At 72.7% G+C, this 20669-nt stretch carries 17 protein-coding genes; 7 read left to right on the top strand and 10 right to left on the bottom strand.

Translation table 11 applies throughout. The annotated features are described in order from the left end of the window. Positions 1-155 precede the first annotated feature (155 nt). On the bottom strand, positions 156-599 hold the full coding sequence (locus tag DEJ05_RS17125) for a GNAT family acetyltransferase (protein ID WP_111111207.1): 444 nt from the start codon (positions 597-599) through the stop codon (positions 156-158). Positions 600-693: 94 nt separating this feature from the next. On the opposite strand from DEJ05_RS17125, the gene DEJ05_RS17120 reads away from it, so the two are divergent. Beyond that, the gene (locus DEJ05_RS17120) at positions 694-1503 is read left to right on the top strand and encodes a class E sortase (RefSeq protein ID WP_258372509.1); all 810 of its coding nucleotides are present in this window, start codon (positions 694-696) and stop codon (positions 1501-1503) included. Next, on the top strand, positions 1500-1676 hold the full coding sequence (locus DEJ05_RS18230) for a hypothetical protein (RefSeq protein ID WP_156463787.1): 177 nt from the start codon (positions 1500-1502) through the stop codon (positions 1674-1676). Before DEJ05_RS17120 ends, DEJ05_RS18230 begins: the two co-directional genes overlap by 4 nt. Positions 1677-1698: 22 nt before the next feature. Here DEJ05_RS18230 and DEJ05_RS17115 read toward each other — a convergent pair whose 3' ends face one another. The 4 genes from DEJ05_RS17115 to DEJ05_RS17100 form a co-directional block, all read right to left on the bottom strand. Next, positions 1699-4689 (bottom strand): AAA family ATPase, encoded by a 2991-nt coding sequence (locus DEJ05_RS17115; protein WP_111111205.1) that lies wholly within the window; start codon positions 4687-4689, stop codon positions 1699-1701. Next, complete coding sequence (locus DEJ05_RS17110) at positions 4689-5852, bottom strand: exonuclease SbcCD subunit D (protein WP_111030856.1); 1164 nt, start codon at positions 5850-5852, stop codon at positions 4689-4691. Before DEJ05_RS17110 ends, DEJ05_RS17115 begins: the two co-directional genes overlap by 1 nt. A 61-nt stretch (positions 5853-5913) precedes the next feature. Further along, positions 5914-7125: a S24/S26 family peptidase gene (locus tag DEJ05_RS17105; RefSeq protein WP_111030858.1), complete on the bottom strand. Its 1212-nt coding sequence runs from the start codon at positions 7123-7125 to the stop codon at positions 5914-5916. A 68-nt stretch (positions 7126-7193) separates the two neighbouring features. After that, the gene (locus tag DEJ05_RS17100; RefSeq protein ID WP_110864334.1) at positions 7194-7793 is read right to left on the bottom strand and encodes a hypothetical protein; all 600 of its coding nucleotides are present in this window, start codon (positions 7791-7793) and stop codon (positions 7194-7196) included. Between the two features lie 208 nt (positions 7794-8001). Between DEJ05_RS17100 and DEJ05_RS17095 the strand changes: the two genes are divergently transcribed. Further along, positions 8002-8580 carry a MarR family winged helix-turn-helix transcriptional regulator gene (locus DEJ05_RS17095; RefSeq protein ID WP_111030860.1) on the top strand — a complete coding sequence of 193 codons (579 nt, stop codon included), beginning with the start codon at positions 8002-8004 and terminating at the stop codon, positions 8578-8580. A gap of 36 nt (positions 8581-8616) precedes the next feature. Then, the gene (locus tag DEJ05_RS17090; RefSeq protein ID WP_111024957.1) at positions 8617-9126 is read left to right on the top strand and encodes a DUF664 domain-containing protein; all 510 of its coding nucleotides are present in this window, start codon (positions 8617-8619) and stop codon (positions 9124-9126) included. Between the two features lie 164 nt (positions 9127-9290). Here the strand turns inward: DEJ05_RS17090 and DEJ05_RS17085 are convergent, their stop codons facing one another. Then, entirely contained in the window at positions 9291-11411 is a 2121-nt protein-coding gene (locus DEJ05_RS17085; protein ID WP_111030862.1) for a DEAD/DEAH box helicase, read from the bottom strand. Between the two features lie 270 nt (positions 11412-11681). Then, positions 11682-12536 (bottom strand): polyphosphate kinase 2 family protein, encoded by an 855-nt coding sequence (locus DEJ05_RS17080; RefSeq protein ID WP_181433175.1) that lies wholly within the window; start codon positions 12534-12536, stop codon positions 11682-11684. Between the two features lie 106 nt (positions 12537-12642). Here DEJ05_RS17080 and DEJ05_RS17075 point away from each other — a divergent pair, with 106 nt between their 5' ends. Further along, on the top strand, positions 12643-13659 hold the full coding sequence (locus DEJ05_RS17075; RefSeq protein WP_146245135.1) for an alpha/beta hydrolase: 1017 nt from the start codon (positions 12643-12645) through the stop codon (positions 13657-13659). A 124-nt stretch (positions 13660-13783) separates the two neighbouring features. Then, positions 13784-14080, top strand: coding sequence for a hypothetical protein (locus DEJ05_RS17070; RefSeq protein WP_111024960.1), 297 nt, complete (start codon positions 13784-13786; stop codon positions 14078-14080). Here DEJ05_RS17070 and DEJ05_RS17065 read toward each other — a convergent pair. From DEJ05_RS17065 to DEJ05_RS17055, 3 genes are all read right to left on the bottom strand, one after another. After that, on the bottom strand, positions 14077-17556 hold the full coding sequence (locus tag DEJ05_RS17065; RefSeq protein WP_111111203.1) for an efflux RND transporter permease subunit: 3480 nt from the start codon (positions 17554-17556) through the stop codon (positions 14077-14079). The genes DEJ05_RS17070 and DEJ05_RS17065 overlap by 4 nt on opposite strands. 109 nt (positions 17557-17665) lie before the next feature. Continuing rightward, positions 17666-18340: a DUF6518 family protein gene (locus DEJ05_RS17060; protein ID WP_111030868.1), complete on the bottom strand. Its 675-nt coding sequence runs from the start codon at positions 18338-18340 to the stop codon at positions 17666-17668. A 108-nt stretch (positions 18341-18448) separates the two neighbouring features. Further along, positions 18449-19900, bottom strand: coding sequence for a PLP-dependent aminotransferase family protein (locus tag DEJ05_RS17055; RefSeq protein WP_258370629.1), 1452 nt, complete (start codon positions 19898-19900; stop codon positions 18449-18451). A gap of 61 nt (positions 19901-19961) precedes the next feature. Between DEJ05_RS17055 and DEJ05_RS17050 the strand changes: the two genes are divergently transcribed. Continuing rightward, the coding region (locus DEJ05_RS17050) for a YitT family protein (protein WP_258376182.1) at positions 19962-20669 on the top strand (708 nt) is incomplete at its 3' end.

Raw genomic sequence — 20669 nt, 5'->3', positions numbered from 1 at the left:
GGGCGGGGCCGGGCGGGGCCGGGCGGGGCCGCGCACGGTGCCGAGTCGTTCGAACCGTGCGAGGTTGACCGCCCGGTGCGGACTTGCAGCACCGCACCGAGCCGCCAACGCCGCACCGGATGACCGAACCCGCACGGTGCGACGGGCGGGCGCGGTCAGGCGTCGGGGATGAGGCGCTTGCCGAGCGAGACCGTGCGGTCGTCGGTGTAGCCGAGGGAGGCGTAGAACCCGAGCACCCGCTCGTTGCCCGCACGCACCTGCAGGTTGAGCTTCGGGCAGCCGAGGTCGGTCAGGAGCCGCTCGAACTCGGCCATCAGGGTGCGACCGAGGCCGGAGCCCTGCAGGTCGGGGCGCACGGCGAGGTAGTTCACCCAGCCGCGGTGCCCGTCGAAGCCGGCCATGCCCGCGGCGACGACGTCGGTGTCGGTGCCGGGCTCGGGCTCGGGCTCGGCGACCAGGAAGAGCTCGGGCTGGACGGTCAGCTTGCGGGCGATGTCACGTCGGGGGTCGTTCCAGGGTCGGACGAGGCCGCACGTTTCCCACAGGGCGACGACCGCGTCGGTGTCCTCGGTGCGGAAGGGGCGGATCCGGTACTCCATGCCCCCACGTTAACGGGGGTGGGGAGAACGTCGTCACCGGCCTGTCGCCGTGATCTGATAGACCTGTCCGACCACCCAGCCGATCAGGAGCCCCGTGACCGCACACGACACCCTCCCGTCGCGCCGCAGCGCACGGGACGACGAAGCCGGTTCGCGGTCCCGGCGTTCCCCGCGCAGACGGCAGACGGTCGGCGGCGCGATCGTGTCGCTCATCGCCGAGTTGCTCATCATCGCGGGCGCCGGCACCGGCCTGTACGTCGTGTGGACGGCGTGGTGGACCGACGTGGTCGCCGTGAACGAGCAGACGAAGCTCGTGCAGGGCCTCGACCAGGTCAAGACCCCGAAGGTCGAGGGCACCGAGCACCGCGGCACCGCACCCGTGCTGGACGAACCGCCGGGGTTGTCGGACGTCTTCGGCACGATGCAGATCCCCCGGTTCGGCAAGGACTACAACCGGCCGATCGGCGAGGGCACGGATCGTGAGAAGGTCCTCAACACCATCGGGCTCGGCCACTACCAGGACACCGCGATGCCCGGCGCACCCGGCAACTTCGCCGTCGCCGGACACCGGGTCACCTACGGCAAGCCCCTCAACCAGATCGCGGAGCTCAAGAAGGGCGACTCGGTCGTGGTCCGGGTCACCGACGCGAAGACGAAGTTCGACGTCTGGTACGTCTACAAGGTCACCGACAGCCAGATCGTCACGCCCGACAAGATCGAGACGATCGCGCCGGTGCCGAACAAGCCCGGTGTGGAACCGACCCCCCAGGACCGCTGGCTCACGCTGACCGCCTGCCACCCGATGTGGTCCGCGGCGGAGCGGTTCGTGACGCACGCGAAGCTCGACTACTGGATGCCCGCGTCCGAGGGCACCCCGAAGGAACTCTCGGAGACCGTCAAGTGATCTTCCCCCTGGTCTGGCGGCTGCTGCCCGGCCCCACCGCCCTGAAGGTGCTCGAGCTGCTCGTGCTCCTCGTCGCCATCGTGTTCGTGCTGTTCCAGTGGGTGTTCCCGTGGATCGCGGCGGACATCCTGCCGCCGCCGGACGGCACGGTGGAGTCGACGCCGACCCCGTAGCGTCTGGTCGGGTCGGGTCTGGTCAGACCGTGGTCGTCACCTGCGACCCGCCGGCCGGGGTGCGTCGCACCGCGATCCGCTCCGGGATCCGCTGCTTGAGTTCCTCGACGTGGCTGACGATCCCGACCTGTCGCCCGCCCGCGGTCAGTCGCGACAGCTGCCCGATGACGTCGTCGAGGGTCTCGGGGTCGAGCGTGCCGAACCCCTCGTCGACGAACAGGGTGCCGAGCGAGACCCCGCCGGCCTCGGCCTGCACGACGTCGGCCAGCCCGAGCGCCAGGCACAGCGACACGGTGAACGTCTCGCCGCCGGACAGGCTGCGGGGATCGCGGACGGTGTCGGTCGTGTGGTCGTGCACGGCGAGGGCGAGCCCCGTCCTTCGCGCCCGTGACCCGGATTCCCGTTCGTCGGAGGTCTCGAGGGTGAAGCGCCCGGCGAGCATGCCGCGCAACCGGTCGTTCGCTGCCACCACGACGTCTTCGAAGCGCCGCATGAGCACGTAGGTGCCGAGTGTGATGCCGGTCGGGTTGACCGATGCCACCCCGTTCGCGACGTCGGCGAGCCGGACGACCGCGCGGCTGCGGGCCGAGGTCTCCTGTCGCGCACGGACGGTGCGGTCGACCTCGGTCGCACACTGCTCGACGGCTTCGGCACGGTGGGCAGCGGTCACCGCGAGCCGGGTGGCCTCGTCGAGCTCGGCCGTCGCGCGGACCCGTTCGGCCTGGGCCGCCGGCACGTCGAGCTGCTCCGGATCGTCGTCGGCGGCCTGCACCACCGCGGGGTCGTCGAGCCCTGCCCGCACGACGGCGCGTTCGGCCTCGGCGGCGCTGATGCTGCTGCGGAAGCGTGCGACGGTGTCGGGGTCGAGCAGGCCGGCTCGTGCGGCGTCGACGTCGGGGAACCCCTGCTCGTCGAGGACCCGGGCGACCTCGGCGCTGCGCTCGTCGCGGGCGCGGGCAGCGGCAGCCGCGCGGTCGTCGGCCTCGGCGACGGCGCGGAGCACCGTCAGCCGTCCGTCGAGTTCGTCGACCACGGCCCGGAGCGACGCAGGCGAGCTGCCGTTGTCGCTGTCGAGCAGTGCTGCGAGCCGGTCGATCGCCTCGTGCACGGATCGCAGGTCGGCCTCGAGCCGCTCGGCATCGGAGGCCGCGGTCGACGCGAGCACCGTGCGCCGGGCATCGAGGTCGTTCCGTTCGCGCTCGAGCGCCCGCGTCGCGGTGTCGTGCGCCGTCCGCTCGCGCTCGTGCTCCAGCACCAGCACCGCCGCGTCGTGCGCCGCTCGGACCCGCTCGTCGGCGGCCACCGCCATGGCGTCGAGGGCGACCGTGTCGACGGTGCCGACGACGTCGGTCAGCCGGAGGTGCTCGGCGCGCTCGACGGCCAGGTCGGCCGCGGCGTCGGCGAGCTGCTGATCGGCCGTACGCGTGGCGTCGCCCGCGGACTCCACCGCCTGGATCGTCGGGTGGTCGTCCTGCGGCGCGGCCACCGACGGGTGCGCCGTCGATCCACAGACCGGGCAGGGGTCGCCGGGGGTCAGCGCGGCACCGAGCTCTCCGGCGAGCCCGGCGATACGGCGCTCGCGCAGGGAGCGTTCGGCATCGAGCGCCTCGGTGGCCCGACGGCGGGCATCGACCACGATGCGTTCGGCACCGGCGACGCGCTGCTCGGCACGGTCGCGGGCGGCCAGGTCGGCGCGGAGCGACTGCACCCGGGCGACCTCGTGCGCGGCGGCGTCGGCGTCGGCAGCGGTCGTCGAGGCGGTGCGGGCGGCCTCGACGATCCGGGCTCGTTCCGTCGGCCGGGCCTCGAGCGCGGTGTCGAGGGCGGCGAGGTCGTCGGTGAGGCGCGATGCGGTCGCAGTGGCCTCGGCGATGGCGGTGCGCCTGGCGTCTGCGTCGGCCTCGACCGCGACGAGGTGCCGGACGTCGGACAGGGCGTCGGTCAGCGAGTCGCGGCGCCGGGCGACCTGCTGTGCGTCGACGGCGCCGAGTGCGTGCTGCTCGCGCAACCGGGCGGCTGCCGCGGCGGTGTCGTCCGCCCGGACGGTTGCGGCGTCGAGGCCGTCGGCCACCGCGGCGACCCGGGCGGCGCGCTCGGCCGTCGCGACCGCGGCCCGTGCCTGCTCGATCGCCGGGGCGTCGTCGTCGAGGAGCGCCTGGCGCCGCAGCAGCCCCGCTCGTCGCTCGAGGGCGGCCGCACGGGCCGTCACCGATCGCTCGTGCTCGGTCGCCGCCGTCGCAGCGGCAGCCGCAGCCGTCCGGGCCGCCCCGGCGGCGTCGGCCGTCGCGCGGAGGGACGCCACCGTGCCGGGGACGACGGACTCGTCGGCGTCAGCGAGGTCGGCCGCCTGCGCGAACCGGGCCAGGGCCTCGCGGACGCGGTCGTCGGCCCCCTCGACCTCGGCCTGCACGGCCCGGCGGCGAGCGGCGAGCTCGTCGGCGGTGCGGTCGTAGACCTGGGTGCCGAACAGCGACTGCAGGAGCTTCCGGCGGTCTTCCCCCGGGGAGCGGAGGAACCGTGCGAACTCGCCCTGCGGCAGCACCACGGTCTGCAGGAACTGCGCGCGGTCGAGCCCGACGATCCGGGCGATCTCGACCCCGACCTCGGGGATGCGGGACGACATGGGCTCGCCGGCGACGTCGGACGGCGCGGCGAGCCGGAACAGCTGCACGGACGCCTGCTGCTTCACCGTGCCGGTCCCCCGCTGCTTCGGGCGGTCGTACTGCGGGGTGCGCCGGACCCGGTACGTACCCGCACCGGTCTCGAACACGAGCTCGACGAACGGTTCGACCGCGGGGTCGGCGTGCTGGCTGTGCAGCCGGTCGGAGCTGGCGTCGGATCCGGCGAGTCCGCCGTACAGGGCGAACACGACGGCGTCGATGATCGTCGACTTGCCGGAACCGGTCGGCCCTTCGAGCAGGAAGACCCCGGAGGCGGCCAGCGCCGCGAAGTCGATCGTCACGAGGTCGGGGTAGGGCCCGATGGCGCGCAGTTCGAGTCGGTGCAGGTACATCAGCGGTCCCCCTCACGCTGCAGGGCGAGCACCGCGGCCTCGTACGCCTCGGTCAGCACCGCGCGTTCGTCGTCGTCGGGCAGCCCGCCGGTGGCGAAGGCCACGAAGTCGCCGGCGACCTCGACCGGGTCGGACGTCGCGGTGACGGCCCGCGCTGCGGTGGCGGCCGGCCGGTCCGCCGGTTCGTGCGTGATCGCCAGGGCGTGCGGGAAGTGGTCCTTCACGCGGGCGTACATGCGTTCCGGGTGCACGGTGTCGGTCACCGCGACGCGGACCCAGGCGTCGGCATCGGCCCGGAACTCCCCGGACTCGATGGCGTCGATGCTGCCCCGCACGTCGACGAGCCGCCGCGGCACCGGGGTCGGTACGAGCTCGACGGTGACGGCACCCGCCGCGTCGAGGTCGGCGATCGTCACGGACTTCCGCTGGTGCCGCTCGCCGAACGAGAACGCCAGCGGCGACCCGGCGTACCGGATCCGGCCGTCGTCGCCGACGCGCTGCGGGCCGTGCAGGTGCCCGAGGGCGACGTAGTCGAACCCGTCGAACACCGACTCGGCCACGCGGTCGACCCCGCCGACGCGGATGTCCTGCTCGCTGTCGCTCGGGTCGGCGCCCCCGACGAAGGCGTGCGCGACGACGACGCTGCGGGTGTCGGCCCGCGTCGCCAGGTCGGCGCGGATCCGTTCGGTTGCGGCGTGCACGACGGCGTGGTGCGAGCGGGCGAGGGGTTCGTCGGGGACCGCAGCCAGGGCGTACCGCGTGAGGTCGGGGTGCAGGTACGGGATGCCGTACACGGCCACCGGGCCGTCGTCGTCGGGCACGAGCACCGGATCGGCCACGTGGGCGGGCTCGGCGAGGATGCGCACGCGCTGCCCCATCACGCCGGCACCGAAGCCGAGCCGCGCGGCGGAATCGTGGTTGCCCGGCGTGAGGACCACCGTCGTGGTCTCGGCGAGGCGCTCCAGCACGCGGGAGAGCATGCGGACGGCGTCCACCGGCGGGATCGCACGGTCGTAGACGTCGCCGGCGATGACGACGAGGTCGACCGCGCGCTCGTGGGCGAGGTCGACGAGCCAGTCGGTGAACGCGGCCTGGTGCTCGAGCAGGTCGGCACCCAGCAGTGTGCGGCCGAGGTGCCAGTCGCCGGTGTGCAGGATGCGCATGCGGCCACGGTAACGCCGGCCGGGGACATCTCCGGACACCTCGCGGTGCCCTGTGGAGGACTCAGGCGGTCACGCAGCTGGCGGACGCCAGGCCGAGGACCGAGACGACCCGGACCTTGACGGTCGGTGTGCTCGTCGCCGTCCAGTTGTTGCCGAGGTTCGTGCGGAGGTGCAGCGTGTACGTGGTGCCGAGGTTCAGGAGTCCGGCACCCCCGTAGACCATCGAACGGGCACCGACGGTCGTCGTGCTGGCCACCTGCGTCGTCCCGTTCATCAGGTCGAACGACACCGGCACGGTCGCGCCGTTGTCGTAGGTCCAGGTGATCGTCACCGTGTTCGACCCGGCCGGGGCGCAGGTCAGGGTGGGGACACCGGTCGCCGTGCCCGCCGTGAAGGCCGCGGTCGGTGCGACGGTGGTCCGCGACCACGGGGCCGCGTCCGCCGCTCCGGGCAGCAGGACGCCGACTGCCGCCGCGAGCGCGAGCACCGCGGCGCCCCCGCCGACGCGGCGCAGGCGCCGCCTGCGACGGACTCGTCGACGCAGCGCGCGACGGGTGAGGACGGTGGGCGCGGCGGTCGGGAGGCCCGTGGCGGCGCCGTCCCGCGCCTCCAGGCCGTCGTCCGTACCGCCCACCGGACCGGCAGCGTCGTCCGGACGGGCCGCGTCGTCGGGGCCACCGGCCGCACCGTCGGCGGCGTCGTCGTCGTCGGCGTCGGCTTCGACGAGTCGCCGGAGCGACCCGTCGATCGTGCAGAGCGCGAGCACCGCGGTCAGGCCGAGCGCGAGCATCGCGACCAGACCCCACTCCCCCGCGCTGATCCAGCGGATCGGTGTCCCGATGAACGGGATGCGCAGGAAGGCGATGCCGTGCACGGCCGAGCGCTCGATCGGTGTGGAGTCCTGCTGCGGGTTGGCGTCGCCCTTCGTGACCATGGTGCCGCCGGGGCCGTCCTCGACGTAGCGGTGCATGCGCAGGTGGTCCGCCTGGTCCGGGTCGTCGGCCAGCAGGACCTTGCCCGTCGCGATCTCGCCCGAGCCGACTGGGCGCGAGACGACCACGTCGCCGGGGACGATCCGCGGCTCCATCGAACCGGTCATCACGGTGGTCGGCTGCCACCCGATGAGCGCCGGCGCGGCCGCCCAGAGCGCGAGGCCGAGCAACGTCGCGACCACGCCCCGGGCGAGGGTGGCGACGACGACGCGCCCCCAGTCGACGGCGTCACGGACCGCTGCGTGCGGTGCGGGACCACCGTGCACTGCGATGCTGCTCATGACTGCCTTCGACCGGGGGCGCGTTGCGGGGAGGGAACGGACGGGGCTGGTTCGGCCCCGGTCCCGGCTCAGCTGTTCTGGGCCTCCCAGGTGAAGCCGAGGGCTGCGGTGCCGCCCTGCACGGTGTTCGGGGCGGTGCTCGAGACCGTGTATGTGACGCGGTAGACGCGCGTCTCGGACGCGGTGCCGGTCGGGGCCCAGGTGCCGACGCCGGTCGCGTAGTTGGTCGAGGCGGCGCCGAAGCCCGCGACGGTGCCGCTGTAGAGCGAGCCGCCGGTGGCGGCCGGGGTGAAGCCGGAGCAGGAGCCGAAGCCGCCGCCGGTGCCCTGCTCGACGGTCAGGTTGACGTTCGCCGCCAGGTCCTTCGTGGTCGAGACGTTCGTGCCGTAGAGCTTCACGGCCGAGGGCAGCGAACCGGTCGAGGTCACCGCGATGCAGTTCGCACCGGTCGAGCCGGGCTTCAGGTTGTTCGCCGTGAACAGCGCGGTGTTGTTGTCGTCGTCGGACAGGGCGACACTGCCGGCCGTCCAGTTGTTCGTCGGGTTGACGGTGGTCGAGGAGAAGGCCGCGTACGAGGCCGTCGAGACGACGACCCCCGAGGCGACGAGGGCGGCGGGGATGGCGATCCAGGCGGCGAGGCGGGCAGCACGAGGCGTGACACGAGACATGGTTGGACTCCGTGAGGAAGAGATCTGATCGGTGGTTCGGACGGGCCCGCGGTGGTTGGTCGCGCTACGTGCCGAGGTGGTACGACGATCAAGCTACTTGGCCCTCGAGCAGCTCACAAGACCTGAGATGTCCCCACTGATGGGGGTATCTTGACGAGTGAGTTACTTGTTGACTGAAGTTCCCACCCTGTACCCGAGAAGAGCTCCCATGACGGACACCGACCCGGTCGTCCTCCCCCCGCACGCACCCGCCGTCCCCGCGGCACGCGTCGCCCCCACCACACCGCCGGCACCGATGTCGCCCGACGTCACTGCGCTCGACCCCGTCACCGCCGACACGGACCCCGACGCCGACCTGCCGCGACTGCTCACCGCCTTCCGCGTGCTCCAGATGCAGCACGCGCGCGTCTTGCACCACGAGAGCACGGTCCGCGCACTGAACGCCACGGACACCCGGTTCGTGTTCTTCCTCAGCGCCGCCGGCGGCCACGGCGTCACCCCGAAGCAGGCCGGCGAGTACCTCGAACTCACGACAGGCGCGATGACGTCGCTGATCGACCGGCTCGAGAAGCACGGACACCTGGAGCGTCGCCCGAACCCCGAGGACCGCCGGAGCGTGCTGCTGCACCTCACGCCGTCGGGCACGGCAGTCGCCCGCGAGGTCGGCGCCGTGTACTCCGACGCGTTCCGGCAGGTCGTCGCACCGTCCGACCGCGCCGTGGTCGCCGCCGCGTTCGAGGGCCTCGGTGCCGCCCTGGAGCGCCACCACCGCAGCGCCGCCGTGTGACAGCCGGTGTCACGGCCCGCGCGTAGCGTGAGCGCCATGACCCCCTCTGAACTCCTCACCGAAGCGTTCTCCCGCATCCCCGAGACCGTCGAGCGGGCCGTCGACGGGCTCTCCGAAGACCAGCTCGCGGCACGACCGGCAGCCGGGGCGAACACGCTGGCGTGGCTCGCGTGGCACATCGCCCGCGGCCAGGACGTGCAGATCGCCGACCTCGCCGGCTCCGAGCAGGTCTGGACGGCGGACGGCTGGTACGACCGGTTCGGGCTGCCGTTCCCGGCCGAGGCGCTCGGCTACGGCATGTCCCGCGACGACGTCGGGCGGGTGCGGGCCTCTGCCGAGCTGCTCACCGGGTACCTGCGGGCGGTGCACGAGCGCACCGTCGCGTACCTCGGCACGCTCGGCCCGGACGACCTCGACCCCGTCGTCGACGACGCGTGGGACCCGCCCGTGACGGCCGGCGCGCGACTCGTCAGCATCCTGGACGACTGCACGCAGCACGCCGGACAGGCGGGCTTCGTGCGCGGGCTGCTGTTCTTCAACCGCTGAGCGCGCGGGGCGCAAGCGCGCGCGGTCGCGCGGTCGCGCGGTCGCTTCGTGAGCAGGAATGGTCGGGTCCGACGTCGCGACCCGACCATTGGTGCTCACCATGTGACGGACGGGAGGCCCGGTACCAGCTGGTACCGGGCCTCCCGTCCGTCGTCTGGTCGCGACTAGCGCGCGGCGAGCTCCGACACGATGCCGTCACCGGGTGCGGCCTGCACCAGGTCCGCCTCGATCTCGGCGCGCTCGAGGATGCCCTCGATCTTGCGGATGCGTCCACGCGGGACGATCGTCACGACCGTGCCCTCCTTGCCGGCACGACCCGTGCGGCCGGAGCGGTGCATGTACGCCTTGTAGTCGTCCGGGGCGTCGGCCTGCACGACGAGCGAGACGTCGTCGACGTGGATGCCGCGGGCGGCGACGTCGGTGGCGACGAGCACGTTCACGCGGCCGCTCGTGAGCAGCTGCAGGTTACGCGTGCGGCGCGACTGGTTCAGGTCACCGTGGAGCGAGGTCGCGCGGATGCCGGCGTCCTCGAACTGGTCGGCCAGACGCTCGGCGTAGGCACGGGTCCGGGCGAAGACGATGGTCTTGCCGTCGCCGGCGACCAGCTCCTCGAGGAGACGGTCCTTCTCGCGCTGCTCGACCACGAGGACACGGTGGTCGATGGTCGAGGACGCCTGGTCCTCACCCGCGACCTCGTGCACGCTCGGCTCGTGCAGGAACTGCTCGACGAGCGCCGCGACCTGGGTGTCGAGCGTCGCACTGAACAGCAGCTTCTGCGCGCGGTTGCCCTGCGGGGTGACCTCGGCCGTGGCGGAGAGGATCTCCTGCACCGGCTCGAGGAACCCGAGGTCGCACATGTGGTCGGCCTCGTCGAGCACGGAGATGATGACCTCGCTGAGGTCGAGCTTCCCCTTGTTCATGAGGTCCTGCACACGGCCGGGGGTGCCGACGATGATGTCGACGCCGCGCTCGAGTGCGCCCTCCTGGCGGCCGTAGGGGACGCCGCCGTAGATCTGCGTCGTGAACAGGCCGACCGAGCGGGCGATGGGCTGCACCGTGCGGTCGATCTGCAGGGCGAGCTCACGGGTCGGCGCGAGGATGAGCGCACGCGGGGCGCGGCCCATCTTGCGCTTGGTGCCGCCGCCGTGCTCCATGAGCTTCTCGACCAGCGGCGCACCGAAGGCGATGGTCTTGCCGGAGCCGGTGCGGCCACGGCCGAGGACGTCCTTGCCGGCGAGCACGTCGGGGATCGTCGCCGCCTGGATCGGGAACGGGCTCGAGGCGCCGAGCTCCTGCAGGGCGCGGGAGATGTTGCCGCCGATGCCCAGGTCGCCGAAGGTCACGCCCTCGACGTCGGCCGCGATGGTGGCCTCGGCCTGGAGCTTCTCGAGCTTGACGTCGTCTGCGGGCACGAACTTGCCGCGCTCGGGCTCGTCAAACGAGCGGCGCGGGGTGCGGTCGCTACGGTCGTCGCGGTCGAACTTGCGCGGGGCGCGGTCGTCGCGGTCGAACGAGCGACGCGGGCGGTCGTCGTTGTCACGGCGGGGCGCGCGGTCGTCGCGGTTGAACGAACGAGGAGCGCGGTCGTCGCGGTCGAACTTGCGCGGAGCGCGGTCATCACGGTCGAAGCTGCGACGGGGACGGTCGTCGTTGTCCCGACGGGGCGCACGGTCGTCACGGTCGAACGAACGACGCGGGCGGTCGTCGTTGTCCCGACGGGGCGCACGGTCGAACGATCGACGCGGTCGGTCATCGTTGTCGCGACGCGGTGCACGGTCATCACGGTTGAAGCTGCGCGGGGCGCGGTCGTCGCGGTCGAAGCGACGCGGACGGTCATCGTTGTCACGACGGGGCGCACGGTCATCGCGGTTGAAGCTGCGCGGCGCACGGTCGTCACGGTTGAACGAACGCGGAGCGCGGTCGTCGCGGTCGAACGAACGACGCGGACGGTCGTCGTTGTCACGACGGGGCGCACGGTCGTCACGATCGAAGCGACGCGGGGCGCGGTCGTCACGGTTGAAGCCGCGACCACCACGGTCGTCGCGGTCGGGGCGACGCTGGCCGCCACTGTCACGCGGCTCCCAGTTCGGACGGGCCGGACGCTCGCCCTGCGACGCGCGACCGCGACGCTCCTCGGCGTCCCAGCGCTGCTTCTGGCGCGGCTGCGACGAGTCGGCGGCGCGGAACCCGCGGTGCTTGCTGCTGCGGGCGGCGGGGGTGCCGTTCGGGTGGCGGACGCGGTCGGAGGCGCGGTTGTCCGCGCCGCCCTTGTTGTACGGGGCCATGGCTGCTTTCTCGGGTGCGCAACGTACCGCAGCGCCCGACAGCGACATCGGCGGGGGCTGCTTGCGGAGAGGGGGTTCATCCCGTCGCGAGTCGACGTGATTCCAGCCCTCGAGCAACACACACCCAGCAGGATTTCCGTGATCACAATGTCACGACGTCGAAGGCCGACCGAGTGAGTCTACGCGAGCCGGTGCCCTGACGCCAGCCCCACGCGGTCCGACGGCGGCGTGCCGGGCGCGGGACGGGCCTCCAGGCCGGGGGACGCGCGCTCAGGACTCCGCGAGCCGCCGACGCTGCTCGGCGACGTCGAAGTCCGCCTTGGGCCAGGACAGGTGCATGTCCTCGAGCGCCCGGAGCAGGAGCTGCTGCACGGCGAGGCGGGCGTACCACTTGCGGTTCGCGGGGACGACGTACCAGGGCGCCTGCGGGGTCGACGTGCGGTCGAGGGCGATCTGGTACGCCTGCTGGTAGCGGTCCCAGAGCAGGCGGTCGTCGATGTCGCCCGGGTTGAACTTCCAGTGCTTGTCGGGGCGGTCGAGCCGGTCGCCGAGACGCTCGCGCTGTTCGTCCTTCGAGATGTGCAGCATCACCTTGACGATGGTCGTGCCGGCGGCGGCGAGGCCGTCCTCGAAGGCGGTGATCGCGCCGTACCGGCGTTCAATCTCGTCCGGCGCGGCGAGCCCGCGGACGCGCTGGGCGAGCACGTCCTCGTAGTGCGAGCGGTCGAACACGCCGAGCTGCCCGGCTGCCGGCAGCTGCTTCTCGATGCGCCAGAGGAAGTCGTGCTCGCGCTCCTCGGCCGTCGGGGCCTTGAAGCCGGCGTAGTGCACGCCGTTCGGGTCGACCGCACCGACGACGTGCGAGACGATGCCGCCCTTGCCCGCGGTGTCCATCGCCTGCAGCACGAGCAGCACCCGGCGCTCGTCGCCGGCGGTCGACGCCGCGTACAGGCGCTCCTGCAGGGCGGCGAGACGGGAGGCGCCGGCGGCGAGGGCCTCGAGGCCGTCGATCTTTCGGCCGGGGAAGCCCGGGGTGCCGTCCGGGTCCACCTGGTCGAGGCGGAACCCGGGTTCGACGCGGAGCAGTGGTTCGGGATCGGCGTTCCAGGCCTTGCGATTGCTCACGGGTCCTCCTGCGGTGCTCCGGTCGGCGGCTGCCGTGCTCATCCTCGCACTGCCGTCCTCCGCTCGGGTGACGTGGGCGGTCGCCGGGGCGGCTAGCGTGGACGTGATGAAGTCCGGCCGCCGCTCAGTGCTCGCGCTCGTCGCCGCGGTCGTGGCGCTCGGCGCGATGGCGTCCTGCAGCACGGACCCGGTCGGCGACGAGAACGCCACCGTGACCGCGGACAGCGTCATCTACCCGCTGTCGCTGCGGTACCACGGCATCGACGTGGTGGCCGACGTGCCCTACGGCACCGACCCGCTGCAGCGCCTCGACGTGTGCCTGCCCGCCGACAGCGACCCCGCGACGACGGCGACGCCCACCGCGACGCCGTCCGCCTCGGCCACCGCCGACCCTGATGCCGAAGCGGTCGAGGCCACCACCGGACGCCCGGCGGTCCTGATGATCCACGGTGGCAGCTGGTCGCACGGCGACAAGGCGACGGCCGCGTACCGGTCCGTGTGCAAGTACCTGGCGTCCGAGGGCTTCGTGACGTTCAACGTCGACTACCGCCTGGCCCCGACGGACCCGTTCCCGGCGGGGCTCGACGACGTGCGCCGTGCGCTCGACTACGTGTTCCGTCCCGCGACGCTCGAGACTTACGACGTCGACTCCCAGCGCGTGGGCGTGTTCGGCGGGAGCGCCGGCGGCAACCTCGCCGCGATGCTCGCCGTCACCGACCACGACTCCGCCGCGTACGCCGACGGTGACCGGGTCCGTGCCGTGGTGGACCTGAGCGGGCCGACGAACCTGACCACCCGGTCCACCGAGCCCGACGGGGTGTCCGCGGCCTTCCAGCGCAAGCAGCTGCTCTACCTCGGGTGCCGGTCGTACGCCAGGTGTCCGGCGGCCACGCGGGCGTCGCCCGAGTTCCACGTCACTTCGGACACCGCGCCGTTCTTCGTCGGGCACTCCACCGACGAGTTCATCCCGATGTGGGAGTCGCAGGAGTTCGCCGCGACGCTCCGGTCCCACGACGTCCCGGTGACGTTCGTGGCGGTCGAGGGCACGGCGCACTCGATCGCCCAGCTCGACGAGGCGATGAGCCGCCGCGTGGTCACGTTCCTGCGGACGCAGTTGGGCTGACCACGGGCGGCCGACCGGCTGCCGGCTGCCGGCTGCCGGCACAGGAGACCGACCGCGTGCCCCGGGTGGGTGCCACCCGGAGTCGGGACTGCCGCTGCCGACCCCCTGGCCGCAGACTTCGGGGGTGACCGACACCTCGACCCGCCCTGCCCGCGCCGCTGCGACCCGCTGGGACCGCCCTGCGCTGCAGACGTTCGGGGAGCTGCTGCTTGGGCTGTCGTTCGTCGCCGCGGTGTCGTTCGGCGGGTACGCCTCGGTCACCGGACAGCTGGCCGTCGTGTCGCAGGTCGCCGCCGTGGTGTTCCTCGTGACGCTGACCCTCGTGCTCGTGTCGTGGTTCCGGGCCGTCGAGCGCGAGGAGCGGACCGAGCGCGTCGTCGTGTCGCCCCTCGCCGCGATCGACGCCGAGTACCGCCGCTAGGCAGCGCTGCCGGAACGCGCCGCTCGTCGCCGCTGTCGTTCCTGCCGGAGTTCCACGCGTTCCTGGCGTCGCTCAGCGCGCGCCTGCTTCCGGGTCTTGCCCGCGGCGATCCGGTCGTCGTTGCGCTCGCGAGCCCGCTCGACGACGAAGTACAGCGCCGGCAGCACCACGAGCGTCAGCAGCGTCGAGGACACCAGGCCACCGATCACCACCAGTGCCAGCGGCTGCGAGATGAAGCCGGATTTGCCGGTCAGCCCGATCGCCATCGGCAGCAGCGCGAAGATCGTCGCCATCGCCGTCATCAGGATCGGACGGAGGCGTCGTGTGGCGCCCTCGATCAACGCCTCGCGCACCCGCAACCCGCGCCGTCGGTACTGGTTGACGAGGTCGATGAGCACGATCGCGTTCGTCACGACGATACCGACGAGCATGAGCAGACCGATCAGCGACGCGACACCGATCGGGACGCCCGACGCGATCTGCAGCAGGATCGCGCCCGTCGCCGCGAACGGCACCGACACGAGCAGCAGCAGCGGCTGGAGCAGGCTCCGGAACGTCGCGACCATGATCACGTAGACGATCAGCACGGCGACCAGCACCGCGAGCCCGAGCTGCGAGAACGCCGACGACTGGCTGGCGGCGACGCCACCGATCGAGGCGGTCGCACCCTTCGGCAGGTCGAGCTCGTCGACGGCGGTCGTGACGGACTGCACGGCCGCACCGAGGTTCGTGGCGTCCGGCGTCACGGTGATCGTGGCGGTGCGGGCCGCGTTCGTCGTGGTGACGGTGGTGGGGCCCTCGGACTCCTCGACCGTGGCGACGTCGGACAGCGGGACCGTTCCGGTGCTCGTCGGCACGTCGAGGGCACGGAGCGCGGCGATGGTGGTCGGCGGCTCCGGGTCGGCGATGTAGACGTCGAGCGTCGCGTCGTCGATCTCGATGCTGCCGGTGTCCCTCGGCGAGACCGCGGCGGCGACGAGGCCACCCACCTGGGTCTCGGTGAGACCGAGTGACGCAGCCTTGGCACGGTCGACCCGGACGGCGAGGAACGGTTCTGCCGCGGACAGGTTGCTCGTGGCGCCCGTGGTGTCCGGGACCGACTGCATGGTCTTCAGTACCTGGCGCGACGCCGTCTCGAGCTGCGACTGGGTCGGCGCAGTCACGTCGACCTCGATGTCGCTGCTGCCGCCGAACCCGCCGCCGGAGGACGCGATGGTGACCTCGCCGACGTCCTTGATCTTCCCGATCGACTTCCGCGCGTCGGCCTGGATCGTGGGCTGGTCGGCCTCGGCGTCGGTCGTGACGGCGTACTGCACCGAGGCGCTGCCGCCCCCGCCGAACGCCGCCTGGATCGACTGGCCGCTCGTGCCGATGGTGGTCTGCACGGTCTCGACGCCGTCGACGTCCTGCAGTGCCCGCTCGACCTTGCGTGCGGACTCGGACTGGACGGCGAGGCTCGAACCGGCCTTCAGGTCCTGTGTGACCGTGAACGTGTTCTGCCCCGAGTCGCCCAGGTAGTTCGTGGTGACGAACGGCAGCGTGGCGACCGTTCCGCCGAGCACGATCACGGCGAGCAGGATGACGACGACCGGCTTGCGGACGACCCACCGGAGCACCGGCAGGTAGACGCGGCGCAGACGGTCGACCCGGTCGGCGTCGTGCAGGTCCGCGGCGGAGGCGAGCGCACCCTCCGAGCGGTCGCCCTCGCGCGCGCGCTCGGCATCGATCTCCGACGGTGCCGCTTCTGCGTCCGTTGGTGCTTCCGCTGCCGCCGTCGCGTCGCCCGGCTTCGCCTTCGGCGGGCGCAGCCACCAGTACGCCAGGACCGGCACGATGGTGAGCGAGACGAACAGCGACGCGACGAGCGCCAGGGTGACCGTCACGGCGAACGGTCGGAACAGCTCCCCCACGAGTTCTGCGACGAAGGCGACCGGCAGGAACACCGCGACGGTGGTCAGGGTCGAGGCGGTGACCGCTCCGGCGACCTCGCGAACGGCGTCCCGCACGGCCTGGCCGCGGTCGACGCCGGGGAGCATGTGCCGCTTGATGTTCTCGATGACGACGATGGAGTCGTCGACCACGCGGCCGATCGCGATCGTGAGGGCCGCCAGCGTGATGATGTTGAGCGTGTACCCGGCGGCGCGCATGCCGATCGCCGCGAGGAGCACCGACGTCGGGATCGAGATCGCGGTGACGAGCGTGGAGCGCCACGACAGCAGGAACACCAGGATGACGAGCACCGCGAAGGCGAGCCCGAGCAGGCCCTCTTCGGCCAGGGAGTCGATGGACTGCTGGATGTAGGGCGCCTGGTCGAAGACGACGGTGAAGCGGGGGTCGCCCTCGATCTTGTCCTCGATGCCGGGCAGGGCATCGCGGACGGTGTTCGAGACGTCGACGGTGTTGGCTTCCTGCGTCTTCGTGATCGAGATCGTCAGGGCCTGCTGCCCGTCCACACGGCTGATGGAGGTGCGCGGCGACTCGGTGATGGCGACCTTCGCGACGTCGCCCAGGGTGGTGTCCGTCGGCGTGGCCGCGGGCGTCGACCCGCCCGTCGCGGCGTCACCCGTGGGCGCGGCACCGGTCGCGCCCGTGCCGGTCCCGGTCGCACCGGCGCCGGTCGCCCCCGTGCCGGTCGCACCCGCAGCCGTGCCGTCACCGGACGAGGCCGTCCCGTCGGCACCGGCGGCGCCCGCCCCGGAACCGTCCGAACCCGACGACCCCGACGACCCCGACGACCCCGACGAGCTCGTGAGTGGCAGGGCGCGGATGTCCTTGAGTGACGCGATCCGCTCGCCTGTCTGCACCGACAGGGTCGAGCCGTCCTCGGTGATCGTGCCGCCGGGGATCAGGGTGCCGTTGTCGTCGAGCGCGTCCGAGATCGCCGTCTGGCTGAGGCCGCGGGCGGCGAGCTCGTCCTGGTCCGGCGTGATGACGACGCGACGACCCGGGTTGCCGAAGACGTCCGCCTGCCGCACGCCGTCGAGCTTCTCGAGGTCGGGGATCGCCGAGGCCTGCAGCCGGTCGACGAGCTGTTCCTGGTTGCCGGACGCCGAGACGGCGACCTGCAGCACCGGCAGGTCGTCGAAGGACCCGGTGACGATCTGCGTCTGCACCGAGTCGGGCAGCGACAGCGCGTTCACCGCGGTCTGGATCTTGTCCTCGGCGCTGGCCAGGTTCGATCCGTACTGGAACGACGCCGACACCACGCTCTGCCCGGTCGACGAGGTCGCACTGGTCGACTCGAGGTCCGGGACGACCTGGATCGCCTGTTCGATCTTGGTCGAGACGTCGTTCGACACGACCTCTGGCGTGGCTCCGGGGTAGGCGCTGACGATCGCGACCTGCGGGAACTCGACGCTGGGGATCAGCTCCTGCTTGAGGCTCGAGAGCGCGATGCCGCCGAAGACCGCGACCACGATCGTGACGAGCGCGATGAGGGCCCGGTTGCGCAGGCTGAAGACCGAGAGGAGGTGCACGTCATCGATCCTCGCAGGACCGACCGACGAACGTTCGGCTTGCAGCCAGAACCCGCCGTCGGATCAAGACGGAGCGGCGAGGACCCGCCGTCGGATCAGGACTGCAGGATCAGAACCCGCCGAGCACCAGGTACGCCCCGAGCACCGCCACCGTGCCGACCACCCCGGTGCCGAGCGCCACCACGCGCCCGACGGGTGAGCGGGTGCCGAGGACCCCGATGCCGAGCAGCACCACGCCGACGATGATCTCGACGGCCCAGGTGACGTGCCCCGTCGTCGCGGCGACCTGCAGCAGCCCGCGGATCCCCTCGCCGACGAGCACCGCGGCCGTCACACCGAACGCCCCCGCGCGCCACCGGGCGTCGCGGGACCGCACCGCCACGGCGACCGCTCCGGCCAGCAGCCCGGCCGGCACCCCGAGCAGCACCCAGGGGTTCGTGATCGACAGCACGTCGGGGAACCCGCGCAGGACCGTCGTGGCCCAGTACCCGACGTGCATGAGCTCGAGGAGCACGACGCCGAGCACCATCGCCAGCGGCAGGGCGACCCGGCCCCCTCGTGCTCCGGCCATCAGGCACAGCAGCGCGGCGACGAGGAACCACGGCCCGGCCGAGTTCGACACGGAGGCGAGCGCGGGCACGGCCTGCCCGAACGAGGTCAGGACGCCCGCCAGGAACGCCCCGCTCAGCGCGATGGTGACCCGCACCACGGCGGGGACCGCCGCGGGCGGCTCGACGGACGTCGGCACAGCGGAGCGGGTTCCGGCGGACAGGGTCGCGTTCATGGCACCAGCCTCGCCGGACCCCGCCGGAGCCGCATCACCCCGAGGAGCGAGAACCCCCGACCCGACCTCACCCCAGAGGATGACGCCGACCCCAGGACGACGCACCGCTCAGACCACCGCCGCCAACGACCCCCGCACGCCGCTCGTCTCGCCACCCACCCGTTCCCACGACCGGGACAGCACGTCCACCAATCGCCCCCGATCCGCCGGGGCCATCGTGAACGGCACCCGCAGGAACCGCTCGAACCCACCGTCCGGCCCGAACACCCCGCCCGAGGCGAGCACCACTCCCTCGGCCCGCGCGGCGAGAACGAGCGCGCTCGACACCGGTCGGCCGAGCCCCACCCACGTCGTCAACCCGCCCGCCGGTGCCGGGACGTCCCACTCCGGGAGCCGCGCCCGGAGCGCCCCCACGACGGCGTCGCGACCTTCGCGCAGGGACGCACGCCGCGCCTCCAGGAAGGCCGCCGTGCGCGGGACCAGCTCGCGCACGACCAGCTGGTCGAGCACGGGGGTGCCGAGGTCGCCCGTGGGGCGGGCGAGCAGCAGCCGCTGCAGCAACGCCGGGTCGGCACGGATCCAGCCGATCCGCAGGCCGCCCCAGAAGACCTTGGCGGCGGAACCGATCATCACGACCGACGACCCCGACGGGTCCGCCGCCGCCAACGGCGGCGACGGCTCCCCGTCGATCCGGAGCTCCCCCATCGTCTCGTCGGCGATCACGATCGTGCCGACCGAGGACGCGACCGACAGCAGGAGCCGGCGGGTCGATGCGGACATGGTCGCACCGGTCGGGTTGTGGAGCTCGGGCATGACGTACGCGACGGAGGGCGCGGTGCGACGCAGCGTCGTCTCGAGCGCGGCGGCGTCCCACCCGGTCCGCGCGTCGACGGGGACGCCGACCAGGCGTCCGCCGGCCTCGCGGAAGGCCTCGTGCGCGTGCGGGTAGGTCGGGGACTCGACGAGCACGGCGTCGCCACGGCGGACGAGCACGCGCGCGAGCAGGGCGATCGCGTGCTGCGCGCCGAGGGTGACGATGACCTGGGCGGGCTCCGTCGGCAGTCCGCGCTCGGTGTAGCGCGCGGCGATCGCGGCGCGGAGGCCGGGGTCGCCGACGGTGTCGTAGCCGATCCCGGCGAGCGCCGCTGGGACGTGCCGGACCGCCCGCTCGACCGCCTCGTCGATGCCGGGGGCCGCGTGCAGGGCCGCCTTGCGCAGGTCGAGCAGGTCCCCCTCGACGACTCCGCCCAGGCGTTCGGGGTCGGGCCGCCCGACCAGGTCACGGGGCAGGTGGACCACGCTGCCGGAGCCACGGACGGACACCAGGAACCCGTCGGAGCGCAGCCGGGCGTACGCGTTCGCGACGGTGGTGCGCGAAACGCCGAGGGCTGCGGCCAGTCCGCGCTCGGCCGGCAGCCGGACGCCCTGGGCGACCCGTCCGTCGATGACGAGGACCCGGAGGGCATCGGCGAGCGCCTCGTAGGCCGGGGCGTCGGTCCCGGCGCGCCAGTCGGTCAGCAGGTGGGAAGCGGCGCGGGCACTGATCAGGACAGGGGGCACGGGTCCACGGTAGCGCGATTGGCTCTCGACCAGCAGGCCAATCTGTCGGGACGATGGCCACATGCCCCGCCGCACCGCCCTCACCCTGCGCTTCGTCCAGCTCTTCGTCGGACTGTTCCTCTACGGCGCCTCGACCGCACTGCAGGTCCGAGCGGTCGTCGGCGTGAGCTCGTGGACCGTGCTGACCCAGGGGCTCGAGAACGTCGTGCCGTGGTCGTTCGGCGTCATCACGGTGGTGTCGAGCGGCGTCATCCTGCTGCTGTGGATCCCGCTCCGCCAGAAGCCGGGCATCGGGACACTGCTGAACGCCTTGGCGATCGGTCCGAGTGCCGACCTGGTGCTCTGGCTGGTGCCGGAGCCGTCGGGGATCGTGGCCCGGATCGGGCTGTTCGCGGCGGGACTCGTGCTGCTCGCGGTCGCGACGGCGTTCTACATCGGTGCGGGGTTCGGCACGGGCGCGCGAGACGGCCTGATGGTCGGGTTGCACCAGCGGCTCGGCTGGCCGATCTGGCTCGCCCGGACCCTGGTCGAGGTCACCGTCGTGATCGTCGGGTGGATCCTCGGCGGGGACGTCGGCGCGGGCACCGTCATCGCGGCGTTCGCGATCGGCCCGATGGTCCAACCGCTCATGCCCTCCTTCCGCCGGTTCCCGTGGAGCCCCGAGCGCACGGCGCGCACGATGCCGGTGTCGATGACCTTGGGCTCGTCGACGAGCCACTTCTCCTGCGCCATGTTGCCTCCTGGAACTCGCGATGTATCGCGTCTGTGG

Source organism: Curtobacterium sp. MCLR17_045, assembly GCF_003234405.1.
Taxonomy (GTDB): domain Bacteria; phylum Actinomycetota; class Actinomycetes; order Actinomycetales; family Microbacteriaceae; genus Curtobacterium; species Curtobacterium flaccumfaciens.
This window is presented reverse-complemented; position numbering and strand designations above follow the sequence as displayed.